The 18,549-nt window shown below is 54.6% G+C and carries 15 protein-coding genes and 1 other RNA gene; 9 read left to right on the top strand and 7 right to left on the bottom strand.

The window, feature by feature from the left end; translation table 11 throughout:
* Nucleotides 1–10: 10 nt before the first annotated feature.
* The 4 genes from scpB to argP form a co-directional block, all read right to left on the bottom strand.
* Nucleotides 11–796 (bottom strand): methylmalonyl-CoA decarboxylase, encoded by a 786-nt coding sequence (gene scpB / locus WN16_RS23265; RefSeq protein ID WP_003026994.1) that lies wholly within the window; start codon nucleotides 794–796, stop codon nucleotides 11–13.
* Nucleotides 797–806: 10 nt separating this feature from the next.
* Nucleotides 807–1,802, bottom strand: a complete 996-nt coding sequence (meaB, locus tag WN16_RS23260) for a methylmalonyl Co-A mutase-associated GTPase MeaB (protein ID WP_044700827.1) — start codon at nucleotides 1,800–1,802, stop codon at nucleotides 807–809.
* Complete coding sequence (gene scpA, locus WN16_RS23255) at nucleotides 1,795–3,939, bottom strand: methylmalonyl-CoA mutase (RefSeq protein WP_044700826.1); 2,145 nt, start codon at nucleotides 3,937–3,939, stop codon at nucleotides 1,795–1,797. The genes meaB and scpA overlap by 8 nt, the downstream gene beginning before the upstream one ends.
* Nucleotides 3,940–4,171: 232 nt before the next feature.
* Entirely contained in the window at nucleotides 4,172–5,065 is an 894-nt protein-coding gene (argP, locus tag WN16_RS23250; protein ID WP_003026988.1) for a DNA-binding transcriptional regulator ArgP, read from the bottom strand.
* Nucleotides 5,066–5,235: 170 nt separating this feature from the next.
* Here argP and rpiA point away from each other — a divergent pair, with 170 nt between their 5' ends.
* Both rpiA and serA read left to right on the top strand, forming a co-directional pair.
* Nucleotides 5,236–5,895, top strand: coding sequence for a ribose-5-phosphate isomerase RpiA (gene rpiA / locus WN16_RS23245; protein ID WP_003026986.1), 660 nt, complete (start codon nucleotides 5,236–5,238; stop codon nucleotides 5,893–5,895).
* Nucleotides 5,896–6,166: 271 nt separating this feature from the next.
* Complete coding sequence (gene serA / locus WN16_RS23240; protein WP_003026984.1) at nucleotides 6,167–7,399, top strand: phosphoglycerate dehydrogenase; 1,233 nt, start codon at nucleotides 6,167–6,169, stop codon at nucleotides 7,397–7,399.
* A 379-nt stretch (nucleotides 7,400–7,778) separates the two neighbouring features.
* Here the strand turns inward: serA and WN16_RS23235 are convergent, their stop codons facing one another.
* The 3 genes from WN16_RS23235 to zapA all read right to left on the bottom strand — a co-directional run bounded on the left by WN16_RS23235 (nucleotide 7,779) and on the right by zapA (nucleotide 8,949).
* A complete protein-coding gene (locus WN16_RS23235; protein ID WP_044700824.1) occupies nucleotides 7,779–8,375 on the bottom strand; it encodes a 5-formyltetrahydrofolate cyclo-ligase in 597 nt (198 codons plus the stop codon).
* 19 nt (nucleotides 8,376–8,394) lie between these two features.
* Nucleotides 8,395–8,578: non-coding RNA, 6S RNA (ssrS, locus tag WN16_RS23230), on the bottom strand.
* A gap of 41 nt (nucleotides 8,579–8,619) precedes the next feature.
* On the bottom strand, nucleotides 8,620–8,949 hold the full coding sequence (gene zapA, locus WN16_RS23225; RefSeq protein WP_003026980.1) for a cell division protein ZapA: 330 nt from the start codon (nucleotides 8,947–8,949) through the stop codon (nucleotides 8,620–8,622).
* A 167-nt stretch (nucleotides 8,950–9,116) separates the two neighbouring features.
* Between zapA and WN16_RS23220 the strand changes: the two genes are divergently transcribed.
* The 7 genes from WN16_RS23220 to gcvP all read left to right on the top strand — a co-directional run bounded on the left by WN16_RS23220 (nucleotide 9,117) and on the right by gcvP (nucleotide 18,529).
* Nucleotides 9,117–9,695 carry a YecA family protein gene (locus tag WN16_RS23220; RefSeq protein ID WP_003026978.1) on the top strand — a complete coding sequence of 193 codons (579 nt, stop codon included), beginning with the start codon at nucleotides 9,117–9,119 and terminating at the stop codon, nucleotides 9,693–9,695.
* Between the two features lie 24 nt (nucleotides 9,696–9,719).
* On the top strand, nucleotides 9,720–11,045 hold the full coding sequence (gene pepP / locus WN16_RS23215; protein ID WP_003026976.1) for a Xaa-Pro aminopeptidase: 1,326 nt from the start codon (nucleotides 9,720–9,722) through the stop codon (nucleotides 11,043–11,045).
* On the top strand, nucleotides 11,042–12,220 hold the full coding sequence (gene ubiH / locus WN16_RS23210; protein WP_044700820.1) for a 2-octaprenyl-6-methoxyphenyl hydroxylase: 1,179 nt from the start codon (nucleotides 11,042–11,044) through the stop codon (nucleotides 12,218–12,220). The genes pepP and ubiH overlap by 4 nt, the downstream gene beginning before the upstream one ends.
* Nucleotides 12,221–12,359: 139 nt before the next feature.
* A complete protein-coding gene (ubiI, locus tag WN16_RS23205) occupies nucleotides 12,360–13,562 on the top strand; it encodes an FAD-dependent 2-octaprenylphenol hydroxylase (RefSeq protein ID WP_003838254.1) in 1,203 nt (400 codons plus the stop codon).
* Nucleotides 13,563–14,014: 452 nt separating this feature from the next.
* Complete coding sequence (gcvT, locus tag WN16_RS23200) at nucleotides 14,015–15,109, top strand: glycine cleavage system aminomethyltransferase GcvT (RefSeq protein WP_003026967.1); 1,095 nt, start codon at nucleotides 14,015–14,017, stop codon at nucleotides 15,107–15,109.
* A gap of 25 nt (nucleotides 15,110–15,134) precedes the next feature.
* Nucleotides 15,135–15,524 (top strand): glycine cleavage system protein GcvH, encoded by a 390-nt coding sequence (gene gcvH / locus WN16_RS23195; protein WP_003838257.1) that lies wholly within the window; start codon nucleotides 15,135–15,137, stop codon nucleotides 15,522–15,524.
* A gap of 131 nt (nucleotides 15,525–15,655) precedes the next feature.
* On the top strand, nucleotides 15,656–18,529 hold the full coding sequence (gene gcvP / locus WN16_RS23190) for an aminomethyl-transferring glycine dehydrogenase (protein ID WP_044700806.1): 2,874 nt from the start codon (nucleotides 15,656–15,658) through the stop codon (nucleotides 18,527–18,529).
* The last annotated feature ends 20 nt before the right edge of the window (nucleotides 18,530–18,549 follow it).

Genomic DNA, 18,549 nt, shown 5'->3' with positions numbered 1-18,549 from the left:
TCAGACGTGATTAATGGCCGACAAAATTTGGTTTACGTTTTTCCATAAACGCGTTCATCCCTTCCTGATAATCCTCGCTGTCGTACACCGCGCGGCGCATGCCCTGAATGCGCTCGAACTCATCGGAATTCATGGTGTGCGCTTCACCCAGCACTCGCAGCTCTTCTTTAATGACGGCGATCGCCAGCGGCGCTTTCTCCGAGATGTGGTGCGCCATTTGCAGAGTGAAATCCTCCAGTTCGTCTACAGGAACCACATGGTTGAGGATCCCGACGGCCATCGCACGCTGAGCGGTAATCGGTGAGGCGGTAAAGATCAGCTCTTTCACGATGTGAAAACCGGCGTCGCGAGTCAGGTTGTGGATGCCGACTAGGTTATACGGCACGCCGAGGTTGACCGGGGTCATCGAGAAGGTGGATGTTTCAGCGGCGATGATCAGATCGGAACTCATGATCATCTCAAATGCGCCGCCCCAGACGCTGCCTTCAACCATAGAGATCACCGGTTTTGGATATTTTTGGATCATGCGGGTTATCTGACGCAGCGGATCGTCATAGGAGAGCGGATCTCGACGTCCGGTCGGGAGTTCATGAATATCATGCCCGGCGGAGAAAACTTTGGCTCCACTCGGAGCGCGCAGAATGATGCAGCGAATGTCCGCACGATTGAGATCGCTCAGCGCCTGCATCAGATCGTCAATAAACACTTTACTCAGGGCATTGAGCTTGCGGGCGTAATTGAACTCAATAACCGCGACTTTCTGGATGATGACCACGTTGACGTATTGATAAGACATAATGTTCTCTTTATTGAAAGTAATGATGCTGGATAAATTCGCTGATGTGCCGCAGACCGGTGCGCGGCGACAGATCGTTATTTTTGACGGCCTGTAGCGTCTGCTGGAAATAGCGGTCGAAATCAGTCCGCGCAAACAGCAGATGTAGGGCTTCTTCTTCAGCCTGCTGGTGTAACCAGTCCACCGCCTGCTGCTGGCGGACTTTTTCCAGTCGACCGCTGGCAGTAAGGCACGTTTTAAAGTCGGTTATCGCCTGCCAGACCTCCTCAATACCGCGTTTTTCCAGGGCGCTACAGGTCAGAACCAGCGGCTGCCACTCGTCATATTTACGGCGCAGAATATGCAGGGCGGATTCGTACATATGACGGGCGATGGCCACGCTGGCATGGTTCTCACCGTCGTCCTTGTTGATGACGACCAGATCCGCCATTTCCATCAGACCTTTCTTGATGCCTTGCAAATCGTCGCCACCGCCAGCGATTTGCAGGGAGATAAAGCAATCCACCATGTCTGCGACTTCGGTTTCTGACTGCCCAACCCCGACGGTTTCTACAATCACCACGTCAAAGCCAGCCGCCTCGCACAACAGCATTAATTCGCGGGCGCGCTGGCTGGCTCCGCCTAAATGACCGCTGGAAGGGACCGGGCGAATAAACGCAGATTCGGCGCGAGACAGCTCCGTCATGCGGGTTTTATCGCCAAGAATGCTGCCGCCGCTGACCGGGCTGCTGGGATCGACGGCGATCACCGCCACCCGTAATCCGTGACGGATTAACAGCATGCCGAAGGCTTCCAGAAAGGTGCTTTTGCCCGCGCCCGGCGTACCGGTTATCCCCAAACGCAGGGCGTTACCGGTGAACGGCATAATTGCGTCCAGCAACTGCGTAATCAGCGGCTGGTGGCGCGGGTGGCTGCTTTCGACCAGCGTCATCGCCTGGGCGAGCGTAGCCCGTTCGCCAAGTCGCAAGCGGCGGACGGTATCCTCAAGCGTGGCGGCGTTAATCATGATGCTGACTGATACGGGTTAACACATCGCGGACGCTGTCGAGCATTGGCGTGCCGGGGCCATAAATGGCAGCCACACCATGCTCGTGCAGGAAGGCGTAATCCTGTGGCGGAATAACGCCTCCTGCTACCACGCAGATATCTTCACGCCCCCATTTTTTGAGCGCGGTAACCAGTTCCGGGATCAGCGTTTTATGACCTGCCGCCAGTGACGATGCGCCTATTACATGCACATCGTTTTCTACTGCCAGACGGGCGATCTCTTCTGGTGTGGAGAACATCGGACTGAGATCGACATCGAAGCCGAGATCGGAGTAGGCGCTGGCGATCACTTTCGCGCCGCGATCGTGACCATCCTGGCCCATCTTGGCGATCAGGATCCTCGGTCGGCGACCATTTTCCGCGAGGAACTGTTCGGTTTGCGCAACGATGGCGTCGAACTCATCGGCGGATTTGTCGGACTGGTGATAGCTTTGCGCAATCACGCCGGTGACGCACTGGCTGGGAACCAGATAGCGGTCAAAAGCGGTTTCCAGCGCGTCGGAGATCTCACCAAGCGTGGCGCGAACGCGGGCGGCGTTAACGGCGGCGGCCAGTAGATTTTCATTATGCTGCGCGGCGTGGGTCAGCGCCGCGAGCGCGGCATTGACGGCATCTGTATCGCGAGTTGCGCGGATATGCTGCAACGAGGCAATTTGCTCGTTGCGTACCTTCACGTTGTCGATTTCCAGTACCGACGTTTCGTCTTCTTTATCCAGCTTGTACTTATTCACGCCGACGATAACGCGTTTACCCTGGTCGATCAGCGACTGCTCGCGCGCGGAAGCTTCTTCGATCATCCGTTTAGGGAGCCCGGCTTCGATCGCTTTCGCCATGCCGCCTGCCTCATCAATTTGTTTGATGATCGTGCGCGCTTGCTTCACGATTTGATCGGTGAGCGACTCGACGTAATACGATCCGGCCAGCGGATCGACGGTGCGGCAGATCTCTGACTCTTCCTGAATGATGATCTGTGTATTACGCGCGATGCGGGCGGAGAAATCGGTGGGTAGCCCGAGCGCCTCATCAAAGGCGTTGGTATGCAGAGACTGGGTGCCGCCAAGCGTAGCGCCGAGCGCTTCAATGGTCGTGCGGATCACGTTGTTGTAAGGATCCTGCTCGGTCAGACTCCAGCCGGAGGTCTGGCAGTGGGTACGCAGAGCGAGAGATTTCGGGTTGTTTGCGCCAAAACCGCTGACTGCTTCACTCCACAAATAGCGAGCCGCGCGCAGCATGGCGACGTTCATAAACAGATCCATGCCGATGCCGAAGAAGAATGACAGGCGCGGCGCGAAGTCATCAATTTTCAGCCCGGCAGACAGCGCGGCTTTGATGTACTCAATGCCGTCAGCCAGCGTAAACGCCACCTGCTGGACGCAGTTCGCCCCGGCTTCCCCCATGTGATAACCGCTGATACTGATGGTGTTATAGCGCAGCATATTGGCGGAACACCAGGCGATGATGTCGGCGATGATGCGCATTGAAGGTTTTGGCGGGTAAATGTAGGTGTTGCGGCACAGGTACTCTTTCAGAATATCGTTCTGAATGGTCCCGGTGAGTTGCTCCGGCGTTACGCCTTGTTCTTCTGCAGCCACGATATAAAACGCCAGTACCGGCAGCACCGCGCCGTTCATGGTCATTGATACCGACATCTTATCCAGCGGAATCTGGTCGAACAGCACCTTCATATCTTCGACAGTATCGATCGCCACGCCCGCTTTGCCGACGTCACCTGCCACGCGCGGGTTGTCAGAGTCATAGCCGCGATGGGTGGCAAGGTCAAAGGCGACGGAAAGTCCTTTTTGCCCGGCGGCGAGGTTGCGGCGGTAAAAGGCGTTGGACTCTTTGGCGGTAGAGAAACCAGCGTACTGGCGAATGGTCCACGGCTGCGCGGTATACATGGTGGCGCGCGGGCCACGCACGTAAGGCGGTAGGCCGGGAAGAGTGCCTGTGACTTCCAGATTATCGAGGTCCGCTTCAGTGTATAGCGGCTTGATGGCAATTCCTTCCGCCGTCTGTCTTTCCAGCGATTCGACGGTTTTTTCCCGTCGACTGAGTTCTTTATTAGCGAGTGTTTGCCACTCCTGCACATTTGCCATTTTTTGCTCCGTATTACGCAATAAGTTGAATCTTTGCGGATACGGTGAGCTTTTTCATTTGGCTTGTCGCCAGCAAAAAATAGCCAACAGGGCGTCGTTTTTTGCCGCATGGCGTGTTTGATTTTGTGATTTATTTCAAAGACGTGGCGGGAATAGCATGAATAGAGGGTAAAGGCTTGTCGGCCGGATAAGGCGTTACGCCGCCATCCGGCACTCTGGAGCAATAAACGGTTTAATCCTGGCGCAACACCTTGTGCCCGTATTCCAGCAGCGCATCGGTAACGTTGCGCATCATGCGGCTTTCCGGTGCAAAACGGTGCCAGTACAGCATTCGACGCTGGAACAGACCTGGCGTTAAGTCGATCAGCTCGCCGCTTTCCAGCTCTTTCTCAATCTGTAAGTGCGGGATCATGCAGCAGGTGGTGCCCTGACGCGCCAACTGGACGAAGGCTTCAGACGAGTTAACGATGTGGCACGGCACGCTGCCCGGCGGCAGGTCGAAGTTTTGTTGCAGGAACGCCTGATGCATATCATCAAGATGGTCAAACGCTACCGCCGGGGCTTTCAGCAGGGCGGAGCGGGTGACGCCGTTAGGGAAATAACGCTCGGCGAAAGGTTTGGAGCCAACAAACAGGTAGTCCAGCGCGCCAAGTTTATCCACCAGACAGCTTGGCAGCGCCTGATGTTGGATACTCACCGCACCGACTACTTCACCACGACGCAGACGTTCCTGGGTGCGCGTTTCATCCTCAACCTGCAGGTTCAGCCGAATCGGTGAATTGGCCAGTACCGGGGCTAACGCCGGAAGCAACCAGGTCGCCAGACTGTCGGCGTTCACTGCCAGTGAGAGCAGCAGCGGCGTCGATCCGGTTTGTTCATCACCCAGCCACTCGTCTTCCAGCAGTTCAACCTGACGCAAAAGCGCCAGTAGTTTCTGCCCCTGTTCGGTTGGGCGTGGTGGTACGGTACGCACCAGCAGCGGTTGTCCGAACATATTCTCAAGCTGTTTTATGCGCTGTGAAACCGCGGATTGCGTGATGCACAGCTTTTGCGCCGCGCGCTCAAATCCTCGTTCACGAATAACCGCATCCAGTGCTTGTAGTGTTCTGTAGTCCGGACGTTTCATTGCTTTGACGCACTCCTGAAAATTTTGCTTGTTCTGCACTATGACACAAATTTAGGTTGGGTAAAGACGAAATCCGCCGCTTGCGAGCGGGTGTGGGGACATTTTTCTGCACAATGTTCTATAATGCGCGTGAATTTTCCCACCATATTCACACCACAGGCGAAACGATCATGACGCAGGATGAACTGAAAAAAGCAGTAGGATGGGCGGCACTTCAGTATGTACAGCCCGGTACCATTGTGGGCGTAGGTACAGGTTCAACAGCCGCACACTTTATTGATGCGCTGGGCACAATGAAAGGTCAGATTGAAGGTGCGGTATCCAGTTCGGACGCTTCAACCGAAAAACTCAAAAGCCTTGGCATCCACGTGTTCGATCTTAACGAAGTTGATAGTCTCGGCGTATACGTGGACGGCGCGGATGAAATCAACGGCCACATGCAGATGATCAAGGGCGGCGGTGCAGCGTTGACCCGTGAAAAAATCATTGCTTCCGTGGCGAAGAAATTTATCTGCATCGCGGATGCGTCCAAAGAAGTCGACATTCTCGGCAACTTCCCGCTGCCGGTTGAAGTGATCCCAATGGCGCGCAGCGCTGTGGCTCGCCAATTGGTGAAGCTGGGCGGTCGTCCTGAATATCGTCAGGGCGTAGTGACGGACAACGGCAACGTGATCCTTGATGTACATGGTCTGGAGATCCTTGATGCCGTGGCCATGGAAAACGCCATCAATGCGATTCCGGGCGTGGTAACCGTCGGTCTGTTTGCCAACCGTGGTGCGGATGTCGCGCTGATCGGTACCCCAGACGGCGTGAAAACTATCGTAAAATGATCTGATGGGAGTGTCTTCTCCCGTTAAAAAAATTTTGGCAGGGCAAATTTGGTGACTTGTGTCACGTTTATAATATTGTCCTGCCGATCTCTCCAAAGAAAAAGTTATCGCCAGTATTTTCCTCTGACATTTCTCTCTGAATGACATTTCTTCAGCACGGCGACGCAAACGTTCATATTGCCGCAATATTATTTTTTGATATGTTGAAGAGGCGGATGAAAATCCCACACACAACACATCAGTTTGAACAAAAAAAGACAGGGTCGGGGAAATGGCAAAGGTATCACTGGAGAAAGATAAGATTAAATTTCTGCTGGTAGAAGGCGTGCATCAAAAAGCACTCGAAAGCCTTCGTGCGGCAGGTTATACCAACATCGAGTTTCACAAAGGCGCTCTGGACACTGAACAACTGAAAGAGTCCATCCGTGATGCCCACTTCATTGGCCTGCGATCCCGTACCCATCTGACTGAAGATGTGATTGACGCCGCAGAGAAACTGGTCGCGATTGGCTGCTTCTGTATCGGCACCAACCAGGTTGATCTGACCGCTGCGGCAAAGCGCGGGATCCCCGTGTTTAACGCACCATTCTCTAACACGCGTTCCGTTGCGGAACTGGTGATTGGCGAACTGCTTCTCCTGCTACGCGGTGTACCTGAAGCGAACGCCAAAGCACACCGCGGCGTGTGGAACAAACTGGCTACCGGCTCCTTTGAAGCGCGTGGCAAAAAACTGGGGATCATCGGCTACGGCCACATTGGTACTCAGTTAGGCATTCTGGCGGAATCGCTGGGGATGCATGTCTATTTCTATGATATTGAAAATAAACTCCCACTCGGCAACGCCACGCAGGTGCAGCATCTTTCCGACCTGCTCAATATGAGCGACGTGGTCAGTTTGCACGTACCGGAAAATGCCTCCACCAAAAATCTGATGGGCGCGCGTGAGATTGCGTTGATGAAACCAGGCGCGCTGCTGATTAACGCCGCACGTGGTACGGTTGTTGATATTCCTGCGCTGTGCGACGCGTTAGCGACCAAGCACCTGGCAGGGGCGGCAATCGACGTATTCCCAACCGAGCCGGCAACCAACAGCGATCCTTTCACTTCGCCGCTGTGTGATTTCGACAACGTGATCCTGACGCCGCACATTGGTGGTTCAACGCTGGAAGCGCAGGAAAACATCGGTCTGGAAGTGGCTGGGAAACTGACCAAGTATTCCGATAACGGCTCTACGCTGTCTGCAGTTAACTTCCCGGAAGTTTCGCTGCCGCTACACGGCGGTCGTCGTCTGATGCACATTCACGAAAACCGTCCGGGCGTACTGACCGCGCTGAACCAGATTTTTGCCGAGCAGGGCGTCAACATTGCCGCACAGTATCTGCAGACTTCCGCACAGGTAGGTTACGTGGTTATTGATATTGAAGCGGATGAAGATGTGGCGGAGAAAGCGTTGCTGGCGATGAAAGCCCTCCCGGGTACTATTCGTGCTCGTCTGCTGTACTGATTTCCTCTACATGGGCAGGCGGTTGACCTGCCCATCTTTCCTCTGATTTTCCTGCCTTACTATCTCTTTGTGTAACGCATGCATTCCGTTTTCGACCCTTGCCGCAATTGGTAATTAAAGGCTGCGCTCTGCGTTGTACATCAATAAAAGGAATTTACGATAGGGGCTCAGCATCGTGCTGAAACGGGAAAGCCCCAACCGAAGCAGGGGCTTTAAAAAGGAAAGGGACGATGATGAGATACGTCATCATGCTGCTGATCCTGTTAATCATCGCTTCGCCAGCATATTAACAGAGAGTACGCAGGAGGGAGGTTCGCCTCCCTCACCCTTCACCGAGAAAGTTAGTTTAAAAAAACGGCGCTGTCAATCGACAAAAAAGCTACCATTCCCATACTTTTGATGGCGTCACCACCGCAGGCAGCGGGATATCCCATTCTTCAACAGGCAGCTTTTCTACTCGCTGACAATCGTGCGCGTAGCCTACGGGCTGGATCTTATGCTGCTGCCAGTTTTGTAGCGTGCGGTCATAAAATCCGCCGCCCATGCCCAGGCGTTGTCCATATTCATCAAACGCCACTAACGGCGTAATCAGTACATCCAGCTGTGACAGCGGTAATACGTCACGTACATCAAGTCGTGGTTCCTGGATCTTTAAGCGATTGGTTACCAGGTCGCTATGCGGATGATAGTGCAGGAACAGCAAATTACCGGTGCTGAAGGGATGAAGAACCGGAAGATAAACGCGCTTGCCCGCTCGCCACAGCTGATCTATTAGCGGCTGGGTATCGAGTTCGCCATCGAACGAGAGGAATACTGCCACCGTATGAGCGAGTACAACAGGGGGAAAGCTGAGCATTCGGGTCGCGGCTTGCTGACCGTATTGTCGTTGCTGTTCGGAGGTAAGCGCACGACGACGCTGCCGAATCAGTTGACGAATTTCTTGCCGGGATAAAGGGAGTTCAGAAAGTAATGTCATGGCTGTTGCCAGGTAGAAGGGAATCTCCGAGATGCCGCCGCAGGCTGTAACCCTTGAACCCTTGGTTCAAGGTGAATGTGTCGTCACAGTTTTAAGGCTTCTCGGACGGGCCGAGCATGCTCACCAACCGTGGAGCGCCACATTCTTGTGGTATGAAATATCGGCTCAGGGGACTGGCCCGCTTGCAAACATCTCAGAGAAATTTTGTCTTCACGGTCACTCTACCACAGTAAACCGAAAAGTGTTATTCAAAGTTTTGGCCCGTTTTTTCGGTTATGCGACCCTGATCAAGCAACGCCTGTTCGATGGTCTGTTGTAGCATCCGAATACGTTGTTCCATGCTCGCCGCGTACTCACGCGTCTTCGCTTTTTCCTGAGTTAATTCATAGCTGATGTTCAACGCGGCGATGAAAACCAACTGCTCAGTATTTGTGACTCTAGTGCGAACTTTCAGATCTTGCAATCGCTGATTGAGATCGTCCGCAGCCTGATTCAACGCATCCCTTTGTTCAGGCGGGCAATTCACTCGCAGTGAACGGCCAAATATTTGGATATCGACGGGTTGTGCAGACATGCCACCTTCCTGCTGATTGACTGCGCTGCCTTCGTCTCCAGACCGTGGGTCCGCGAAGGGGCGACACTATAGCTACCCTGGTATCAAGATACAAGCCCTTTTCTGGTCCACCAGGGTCCAAAGTGGTAGCATACCATGAATATTCCTCCCTTTGATGACGAATGCTTATGTCTATACAGAACGAAATGCCTGGTTACAACGAAGTTAGCCAGTTTTTGAACCAACAAGGGGCTGGATTAACCCCGGCCGAAATGCACGGCTTGATAAGCGGAATGATTTGTGGTGGAAACAACGACAGCTCATGGCAGCCGCTGTTGCACGACCTGACGAACGAAGGCCTGGCCTTTGGTCACGAGCTGGCTCAGGCGCTGCTGAAAATGCACTCTGCCACCAGCGATGCCCTCGAAGACGACGGCTTCCTTTTTCAGCTTTATCTGCCTGAAGGGGATGACGTCAGCGTGTTCGATCGCGCCGATGCGCTGGCGGGATGGGTAAACCACTTTTTGCTGGGTCTTGGCGTCACGCAGCCGAAGCTCGACAAAGTAACCGGCGAAACCGGGGAAGCGATTGACGACCTGCGCAATATCGCGCAGTTAGGGTATGACGAAGACGAAGATCAGGAAGAGCTGGAAATGTCGCTCGAAGAGATCATCGAATACGTGCGCGTAGCCGCTTTGCTGTGTCATGACACGTTTACGCGTCAGCAGCCGACTGCGCCGGAAGTCCGTAAACCGACTCTGCACTAAGAACGAAACGCAAAGGAGAGTGTGATGAGCGAGATATCTCAGCAAGAATTCCAGCGTCGTCGCCAGGCTTTACTGGCACAAATGCAGCCCGGCAGCGCCGCGCTGATTTTTGCCGCGCCTGAAGCGACGCGCAGCGCGGACAGTGAATATCCGTACCGCCAAAGCAGTGATTTCTGGTACTTCACCGGTTTTAACGAACCTGAAGCCGTGCTGGTGTTGATTAAAAGCGATGACACTCATAACCATAGCGTTTTGTTCAATCGGGTTCGCGATCTGACGGCGGAGATCTGGTTTGGTCGCCGTCTGGGCCAGGATGCTGCCCCGGCAAAACTTGGCGTTGACAGGGCGCTGGCCTTCAGTGAAATCAACCAACAGCTGCACCTGTTGCTCAATGGCCTGGACGCGGTGTACCACGCGCAGGGCGAATATGCCTGGGCCGACGAGATTGTGCACACGGCGCTGGATAAACTGCGTAAAGGCTCCAGACAAAATCTGCACGCACCTGCCGCGATTATCGACTGGCGTCCAATGGTGCATGAGATGCGCCTGTTCAAATCACCGGAAGAGATTGCGGTCATGCGTCGTGCCGGAGAAATCACCGCGCTGGCGCATACCCGTGCGATGGAAAAATGCCGTCCGGGAATGTTTGAATACCAGTTAGAAGGGGAGATTCACCACGAATTTACCCGCCATGGTGCGCGTTATCCGTCCTATAACACGATTGTCGGCAGCGGTGAAAACGGCTGTATCCTGCATTACACCGAAAATGAAAGTGAAATGCGCGATGGCGATTTGGTGCTGATCGACGCTGGCTGTGAATACAAAGGCTATGCGGGCGACATTACGCGTACCTTTCCGGTAAATGGTAAATTTACCCCAGCACAGCGTGAAATCTACGATATCGTGCTGGAATCCTTAGAGACCAGCCTGCGTCTGTATCGTCCCGGAACGTCCATTCAGGAAGTCACTGGCGAAGTGGTGCGCATCATGATTACGGGTCTGGTGAAACTCGGTATTTTGCACGGTGATGTCGATCAGTTGATTACCGAAAATGCACATCGCCCATTCTTTATGCATGGTCTAAGCCACTGGCTTGGGCTGGATGTGCACGACGTCGGCGTTTATGGTCAGGACCGCTCACGTATTCTTGAGCCGGGAATGGTGCTCACCGTCGAGCCGGGACTGTATATCGCGCCGGACGCCGATGTACCGCCGGCTTATCGTGGTATCGGCATTCGTATTGAGGATGACATCCTCATCACCGAGGACGGCAATGAAAACCTGACCGCCAGCGTAGTGAAGAAAGCGGATGACATTGAAGCATTAATGGCTGCGGCGCGACTGCAATGAGCGTGATTATCGTTGGTGGTGGTATGGTTGGCGCGACGCTGGCGTTGGCCATTTCTCAGCTCAGCCATGGGACTCTGCCGGTTCATCTGATAGAAGCGAGCGAACCTGAAACTGACCGCCATCCCGGGTTTGATGCCAGGGCGATCGCTCTGGCGGCAGGAACCTGCCAACAACTGGCGCGAATTGGCGTATGGCAGGCGATTGCCGATTGCGCAACGGCCATTAAAACGGTTCACGTCAGCGATCGCGGTCATGCCGGATTTGTGACGCTGGATGCGCAGGAATACCGTATTCCGGCTCTGGGCCAGGTGGTAGAACTGCACGACGTCGGGCTGCGTCTGTTTGCGCTGCTGCGCAAAGCACCGGGCGTCACATTGCATTGCCCCGATCGCGTAGCCAGCGTGTCGCGCACGCAGGAGCGCGTAGAAGTTACGCTGGAAAATGGCGAAATGATTGATGGTCGCCTGCTGGTGGCCGCCGACGGTACGCGCTCCGCACTGGCTACCGCCTGCGGTGTTGACTGGCTGCAACAGCCTTATGAGCAACTGGCGGTAATTGCCAACGTTACGACCTCTGTACCGCACGACGGGCGAGCGTTTGAACGCTTCACGCAATATGGTCCGCTGGCAATGCTTCCGATGTCTGACGGTCGCTGCTCGTTGGTGTGGTGCCATCCGCTGGAGCAGCGTGATGAGATTATGGCCTGGTCTGACGAACAGTTTTGCCGTGAACTACAAACCGCTTTTGGCTGGCGACTGGGACGTATTACCCAGGCCGGTAAACGCAACGCCTATCCGCTTTCGTTAACTACAGCGCTGAAGGCGATTACCCATCGTACCGTGCTGGTAGGGAACGCCGCCCAGACGCTGCATCCCATTGCCGGGCAAGGTTTCAACCTGGGCCTGCGTGACGTAATGAGCCTGGCTGAGACGTTGACGCAGGCGGAAAACGGCGCGGAAGATGTGGGTGATTATGCGGTGCTGGCACGCTATCAGCAGCGCCGCGAAAGCGATCGTGATACGACGATTGGTGTGACCAATAATTTAGTGTATTTGTTTGCCAATCACTGGGCCCCGCTGGTTGTTGGGCGTAATGCCGGGCTGATGGCGATGGAATTATTCCCCCCTGCGCGCGATGCGCTGGCGGAGCGGACCCTGGGCTGGGTTGCGCGCTAAATATAATCTGTAGGCCGAATTAAAGAAGTAGGCCTGATAAGCGCAGCGCCATCAGGCAATGTCGCGGAATTGATGCCGGATGGCGGCTTTGCCTTATCCGGCCTACGGTTTTTGATTGTCCTATTTTCAGGAGCAAACAGTGCAAAGTGTTGATGTAGCAATTGTTGGTGGCGGCATGGTAGGACTGGCGGTTGCCTGCGGCTTACAGGGCAGCGGGTTGCGCGTTGCTGTATTAGAACAACATGTTCCGCAGCCGTTGGCGGCGGATGCACCTCCTCAGCTTCGTGTTTCGGCCATTAATGCCGCCAGCGAAAAACTGCTTACCCGTCTTGGCGTCTGGTCCGACATTGTTGCCCGTCGCGCTTGCTGCTACCACGGCATGGAAGTCTGGGACAAAGACAGCTTTGGACGTATTGCGTTTGATGACCAGAGCATGGGCTACAGCCATTTGGGGCACATTGTCGAAAACTCAGAGATTCATTATGCGCTGTGGCAAAAGGCGCAGCGTTCAGCGGATATTACGCTGATGGCACCTGCTGAATTACAGCAGGTGGCCTGGGGTGAGAACGAAGCATTTCTGACCCTGAAAGATGGCGCAATGCTGACGGCCCGCCTGGTCGTCGGTGCTGATGGTGCTAACTCCTGGCTGCGCAACAAAGCGGATATTCCGCTCACCTTCTGGGATTATCGTCATCATGCGCTGGTGGCGACTATCCGTACGCAGGAAGCGCACGGTGCGGTTGCGCGTCAGGCGTTTCACGGCGAGGGGATCCTGGCATTCCTGCCGCTCAGCGATCCACACCTGTGTTCTATCGTCTGGTCGCTCTCGCCGCAGGAAGCAGAACGTATGCAGCAGGCAAGCGTTGACGAGTTTAATCAGGCGCTGAATATCGCTTTTGATAATCGTCTGGGGCTGTGCAGCCTTGAAAGCGAACGTCAGGCGTTTCCGCTGACGGGACGTTATGCCCGTCAGTTCGCCGCCCATCGTCTGGCGCTGGTGGGGGATGCGGCGCATACCATCCACCCGCTGGCGGGGCAGGGGGTTAACCTTGGCTTTATGGATGCGGCGGAGCTGATCGATGAACTTAAGCGGCTACAACGTCAGGGTAAAGATATTGGGCAGTATCTCTATTTACGCCGCTACGAGCGCAGCCGTAAGCACAGCGCAGCGCTGATGCTGGCAGGGATGCAGGGATTCCGTGAACTGTTTGCAGGCGAGAATCCGGCGAAAAAACTGCTACGCGATATTGGGCTGAAACTGGCCGATACCCTCCCGGGCGTAAAACCACAACTCATCCGTCAGGCGATGGGACTGAACGATCTTCCCGAGTGGTTACGTTAGTGTCCGTAAGGACAATCTTAAGAGTTTGAGACCCGTCACACTTTCCTCTCCCGGCCTGCGCGCCGGGGTGCTTCTCTCATTTGAAATAATCTAATTCCACGTCTTTTTTCGCATTAGTTTTTTTAATATCACGTTTTTTTCATAACGCCATTTTTGACATTTTTTCCACATTTAATGTGGGTTGGTGCTGTAAGTTTGCGCTTATATTTGTTTGTTATTCTGATTTTTTACTACATACATGGAGTTTTATTCTGTTGGCGATCTGGCTGTTTTTCGCCATAAGCTAATGTGATGGTTAATTTTGACTTATGGTTTAGCGTCTGTTTCGGTGGTAAGTTCAGGACAAAGAGAACGTTTGCGTCGTAGCCCCTGGAGCGGCTGCGGTGCTGGGTTTCGTGGCGATAATTTCACCGCGAAAGAGTTGATAGCCCCGCTTATTCAACGAGGAAAAGATGGCTCAACAGACTCCTTTGTACGAACAACACACGCTATGTGGCGCGCGCATGGTCGATTTCCATGGCTGGATGATGCCACTGCATTACGGTTCTCAGCTCGATGAACACCATGCTGTTCGCACCGATGCCGGAATGTTTGATGTGTCGCATATGACCATCGTCGACCTGCGCGGTAGCCGCACCCGGGAGTTCTTGCGTTATCTGCTGGCAAACGACGTCGCAAAGCTAACGAAGACGGGTAAAGCCCTCTACTCCGGTATGCTTAACGCTTCGGGCGGCGTGATAGATGACCTGATTGTCTACTACTTCACTGAAGATTTCTTCCGCCTCGTTGTAAACTCCGCCACCCGCGAAAAAGACCTCTCCTGGATTACCCAACACGCTGAACCATACGCTATCGACATCACCGTTCGTGACGACCTGTCGCTGATTGCGGTACAGGGTCCAAACGCACAGGAAAAAGCAGCTACGTTGTTTACTGACGAGCAGCGTCAGGCGGTAGCAGGCATGAAGCCGTTCTTCGGCGTTCAGGCGGGCGACTTGTTTATCGCAACCACCGGTTATACCGGCGAAGCAGGCTATGAAATTGCCATGCCGAATGAAAAAGCGGCAGATTTCTGGCGTGCGCTGGTACAGGCTGGTGTCAAACCCTGCGGTCTCGGCGCACGTGACACGCTGCGTCTGGAAGCGGGCATGAACCTGTACGGTCAGGAGATGGACGAAGGCATTTCTCCGCTGGCGGCCAACATGGGCTGGACCATCGCATGGGAACCGGCTGACCGCGACTTTATCGGTCGTGAAGCGTTGGAAATGCAGCGTGAAAAAGGCCACGAACAGCTGGTCGGGCTTGTGATGACCGAGAAAGGCGTGCTGCGTAATGAACTGCCGGTGCGCTTCACCGATGCTTCCGGCAACCAGCAGGAAGGCATTATCACCAGCGGGACATTCTCCCCAACTCTTGGTTACAGCATCGCGTTGGCGCGTGTCCCTGCGGGTATCGGCGAAACTGCGATCGTGCAGATCCGTAACCGTGAAATGCCGGTAAAAGTGACTAAACCTGTTTTTGTGCGTAACGGCAAAGCCGTCGCGTAATTCATCCTTTTTTGGAGATTGATTGATGAGCAACGTACCTGCAGAACTGAAATACAGCAAAGAACACGAATGGCTGCGCAAAGAAGCTGACGGCTCTTACACCGTTGGTATCACCGAACACGCTCAGGAGCTGTTAGGTGACATGGTTTTCGTTGACCTGCCAGAAGTTGGCGCAACCGTCAGCGCGGGCGATGATTGTGCCGTTGCGGAGTCCGTAAAAGCGGCATCCGATATCTATGCGCCAGTAGGTGGTGAGATTGTGGCGGTTAACGACGCGCTTAGCGACTCCCCGGAACTGGTCAACAGCGAGCCGTATGCGGGCGGCTGGATTTTCAAAATCAAAGCCAGCGATGAAAGCGAAATTGAATCGCTGCTGGATGCGGCCGCATATGAAGCATTGTTAGAAGACGAGTAAATACGCTTTTGCCGGATGGCGCTGCGCTTATCCGGCCTACAAAGCATGCGTAGACCCGGTAAGCGCTAGCGCTGCCGGGCTCGTAGACAGAGACAATCACGATTCACTGCACGTTTCAGGAACCATCGCCCATGACACAGACGTTAAGCCAGCTTGAAAACAGCGGCGCTTTCATTGAACGCCACATCGGACCGGACGCCGCGCAGCAGCAAGAGATGCTGAATGCGGTTGGCGCCGAGTCGTTAAACGCGCTGATCGGCCAGATTGTGCCGAAAGACATTCAGCTCGCAACCCCGCCGCAGGTCGGCGAGGCGGCGACCGAATACGCTGCGCTGGCTGAATTAAAAGCCATCGCTGGGCGTAACAAGCGCTTCACGTCCTACATTGGCATGGGCTACACCGCCGTGCAGTTGCCACCGGTTATCCTGCGCAACATGCTGGAAAACCCGGGCTGGTACACTGCGTATACGCCGTATCAGCCAGAAGTTTCTCAGGGGCGCCTGGAAGCGCTGCTCAACTTCCAGCAGGTGACGCTGGATCTGACCGGTCTGGACATGGCCTCCGCCTCTCTGCTGGATGAAGCCACCGCGGCGGCTGAAGCGATGGCGATGGCAAAACGCGTCAGCAAACTGAAAAACGCCAACCGCTTCTTTGTGGCCGCTGATGTTCATCCGCAAACGCTGGATGTTGTGCGTACTCGTGCACAAACCTTTGGTTTTGACGTCATTGTTGATGACGCGGCGAAAGCACTGGATCACCAGGATGTGTTTGGCGTGCTGTTGCAGCAGGTTGGCACCACCGGTGAAGTGCATGACTACAGCAAACTGATTACCGAGCTGAAATCCCGTAAAGTTGTGGTCAGTGTCGCTGCCGACTTTATGGCGCTGGTACTGCTGACTGCTCCGGGCAAACAGGGTGCGGATATCGTTTTCGGTTCTGCACAACGCTTCGGCGTACCGATGGGTTACGGTGGCCCACACGCGGCATTCTTCGCCGCGAAAGACGAATTCAAACGCTCCATGCCAGGCCGTATTATCGGCGTCTCCAAAGATGCGGTGGGCAATACCGCACTGCGCATGGCGATGCAGACTCGTGAGCAGCATATCCGCCGCGAGAAAGCGAACTCCAACATTTGTACCTCGCAGGTCCTGCTGGCCAACATCGCCAGCCTGTATGCCGTTTATCATGGTCCGGTTGGCCTGAAACGCATTGCTAATCGCATCCACCGCCTGACTGATATCCTGGCAGCCGGTCTGCAACAGAAAGGATTGAAGCTGCGTCATGCGCATTACTTCGACACTCTGTGCGTTGAAGTAGCCGATAAGGCCGCAGTGCTGGCGCGTGCCGAAGCGGCAGAAATCAACCTGCGTAGCGATATCCATAACGCGGTAGGTATTACGCTCGATGAAACCACCACCCGTGAAAACGTGGTGCAGTTGTTCAATGTACTGCTGGACGACAGTCACGCTCTGAACATCGATACGCTGGATAAAGACGTGGCGCTCGACAGCCGTTCTATTCAGGAAAGCATGCTGCGTGACGATGTGATCCTCAGCCATCCGGTGTTCAACCGCTATCACAGCGAAACCGAGATGATGCGCTACATGCACTCACTGGAGCGTAAAGATCTGGCGCTGAATCAGGCAATGATCCCGCTGGGTTCCTGCACTATGAAGCTCAACGCCGCTGCCGAGATGATCCCTATCACCTGGCCTGAATTCGCTGAGCTGCATCCGTTCTGCCCGCCAGAGCAGGCTGAAGGTTATCACCAGATGATCGGCCAGCTTTCCGAGTGGCTGGTAAAACTGACCGGTTATGATGCCGTCTGCATGCAGCCGAACTCCGGCGCGCAGGGCGAGTATGCGGGTCTGCTGGCGATTCGTCATTATCACGAAAGCCGTAACGAAGGTCATCGCGATATCTGCTTGATCCCGGCTTCTGCCCACGGTACCAACCCGGCGTCTGCACAGATGGCGGGTATGCAGGTAGTGGTTGTCGCCTGTGATAAGAACGGCAACATCGACCTGGACGATCTGCGAGCAAAAGCAGAACAACATGCCGACAACCTTTCTTGCATCATGGTGACTTATCCATCCACCCACGGCGTTTATGAAGAAACGATCCGTGAAGTGTGCGACGTTGTGCACCAGTTCGGCGGCCAGGTTTACCTTGATGGCGCGAACATGAACGCTCAGGTTGGGATCACCACGCCGGGCTTTATTGGCGCAGATGTCTCGCACCTCAACCTGCATAAAACATTCTGCATTCCGCACGGCGGCGGCGGCCCAGGTATGGGACCGATCGGCGTGAAATCACATCTGGCGCCGTTTGTACCGGGCCACAGCGTAGTGCAGATTGAAGGGATGCTGACCCGTCAGGGCGCAGTTTCTGCGGCGCCGTTCGGTAGCGCATCCATTCTGCCAATCAGCTGGATGTACATCCGTATGATGGGCGCAGAAGGTCTGAAGCAGGCAAGCCAGGTGGCGATTCTTAACGCTAACTACATTGCCAGCCGTCTGAAAGATGCTTATCCGGTATTGTATACCGGTCGCGATGGTCGCGTGGCGCATGAATGTATTCTCGACATTCGCCCACTGAAAGAAGAGACCGGCATCAGCGAACTGGATATTGCCAAGCGCCTAATCGATTACGGTTTCCATGCGCCGACTATGTCATTCCCGGTCGCGGGTACCCTGATGGTTGAACCGACTGAATCTGAAAGCAAAGTGGAACTGGATCGCTTTATCAATGCGATGCTGGCAATCCGCGCTGAGATCGATCGCGTGAAAGCCGGTGAATGGTCACTGGAAGATAACCCGCTGGTTAACTCACCGCACACGCAAAACGAGCTGGTCGCGGAGTGGAATCACGGTTACAGCCGCGAAATCGCCGTCTTCCCGGCGGGTGTGGCGAACAAATACTGGCCAACCGTGAAACGCCTTGATGACGTTTACGGTGACCGTAACCTGTTCTGCTCCTGCGTACCGATGAGCGAATATCAGTAATCTGCTGATTCAACTATCTT

The sequence above is a fragment of the Citrobacter sp. ABFQG genome, assembly GCF_004322975.1.
Taxonomy (GTDB): Bacteria; Pseudomonadota; Gammaproteobacteria; order Enterobacterales; family Enterobacteriaceae; genus Citrobacter; species Citrobacter freundii.
This window is presented reverse-complemented; position numbering and strand designations above follow the sequence as displayed.

Bases quoted from the DNA above. Each gene is read 5' to 3' on its own strand.
- scpB (WP_003026994.1), bottom strand. From the start codon at position 796: ATGTCTTATCAATACGTCAACGTGGTCATCATCCAGAAAGTCGCGGTT.
- meaB (WP_044700827.1), bottom strand. From the start codon at position 1,802: ATGATTAACGCCGCCACGCTTGAGGATACCGTCCGCCGCTTGCGACTT.
- scpA (WP_044700826.1), bottom strand. From the start codon at position 3,939: ATGGCAAATGTGCAGGAGTGGCAAACACTCGCTAATAAAGAACTCAGT.
- argP (WP_003026988.1), bottom strand. From the start codon at position 5,065: ATGAAACGTCCGGACTACAGAACACTACAAGCACTGGATGCGGTTATT.
- rpiA (WP_003026986.1), top strand. From the start codon at position 5,236: ATGACGCAGGATGAACTGAAAAAAGCAGTAGGATGGGCGGCACTTCAG.
- serA (WP_003026984.1), top strand. From the start codon at position 6,167: ATGGCAAAGGTATCACTGGAGAAAGATAAGATTAAATTTCTGCTGGTA.
- WN16_RS23235 (WP_044700824.1), bottom strand. From the start codon at position 8,375: ATGACATTACTTTCTGAACTCCCTTTATCCCGGCAAGAAATTCGTCAA.
- zapA (WP_003026980.1), bottom strand. From the start codon at position 8,949: ATGTCTGCACAACCCGTCGATATCCAAATATTTGGCCGTTCACTGCGA.
- WN16_RS23220 (WP_003026978.1), top strand. From the start codon at position 9,117: ATGTCTATACAGAACGAAATGCCTGGTTACAACGAAGTTAGCCAGTTT.
- pepP (WP_003026976.1), top strand. From the start codon at position 9,720: ATGAGCGAGATATCTCAGCAAGAATTCCAGCGTCGTCGCCAGGCTTTA.
- ubiH (WP_044700820.1), top strand. From the start codon at position 11,042: ATGAGCGTGATTATCGTTGGTGGTGGTATGGTTGGCGCGACGCTGGCG.
- gcvT (WP_003026967.1), top strand. From the start codon at position 14,015: ATGGCTCAACAGACTCCTTTGTACGAACAACACACGCTATGTGGCGCG.
- gcvH (WP_003838257.1), top strand. From the start codon at position 15,135: ATGAGCAACGTACCTGCAGAACTGAAATACAGCAAAGAACACGAATGG.
- gcvP (WP_044700806.1), top strand. From the start codon at position 15,656: ATGACACAGACGTTAAGCCAGCTTGAAAACAGCGGCGCTTTCATTGAA.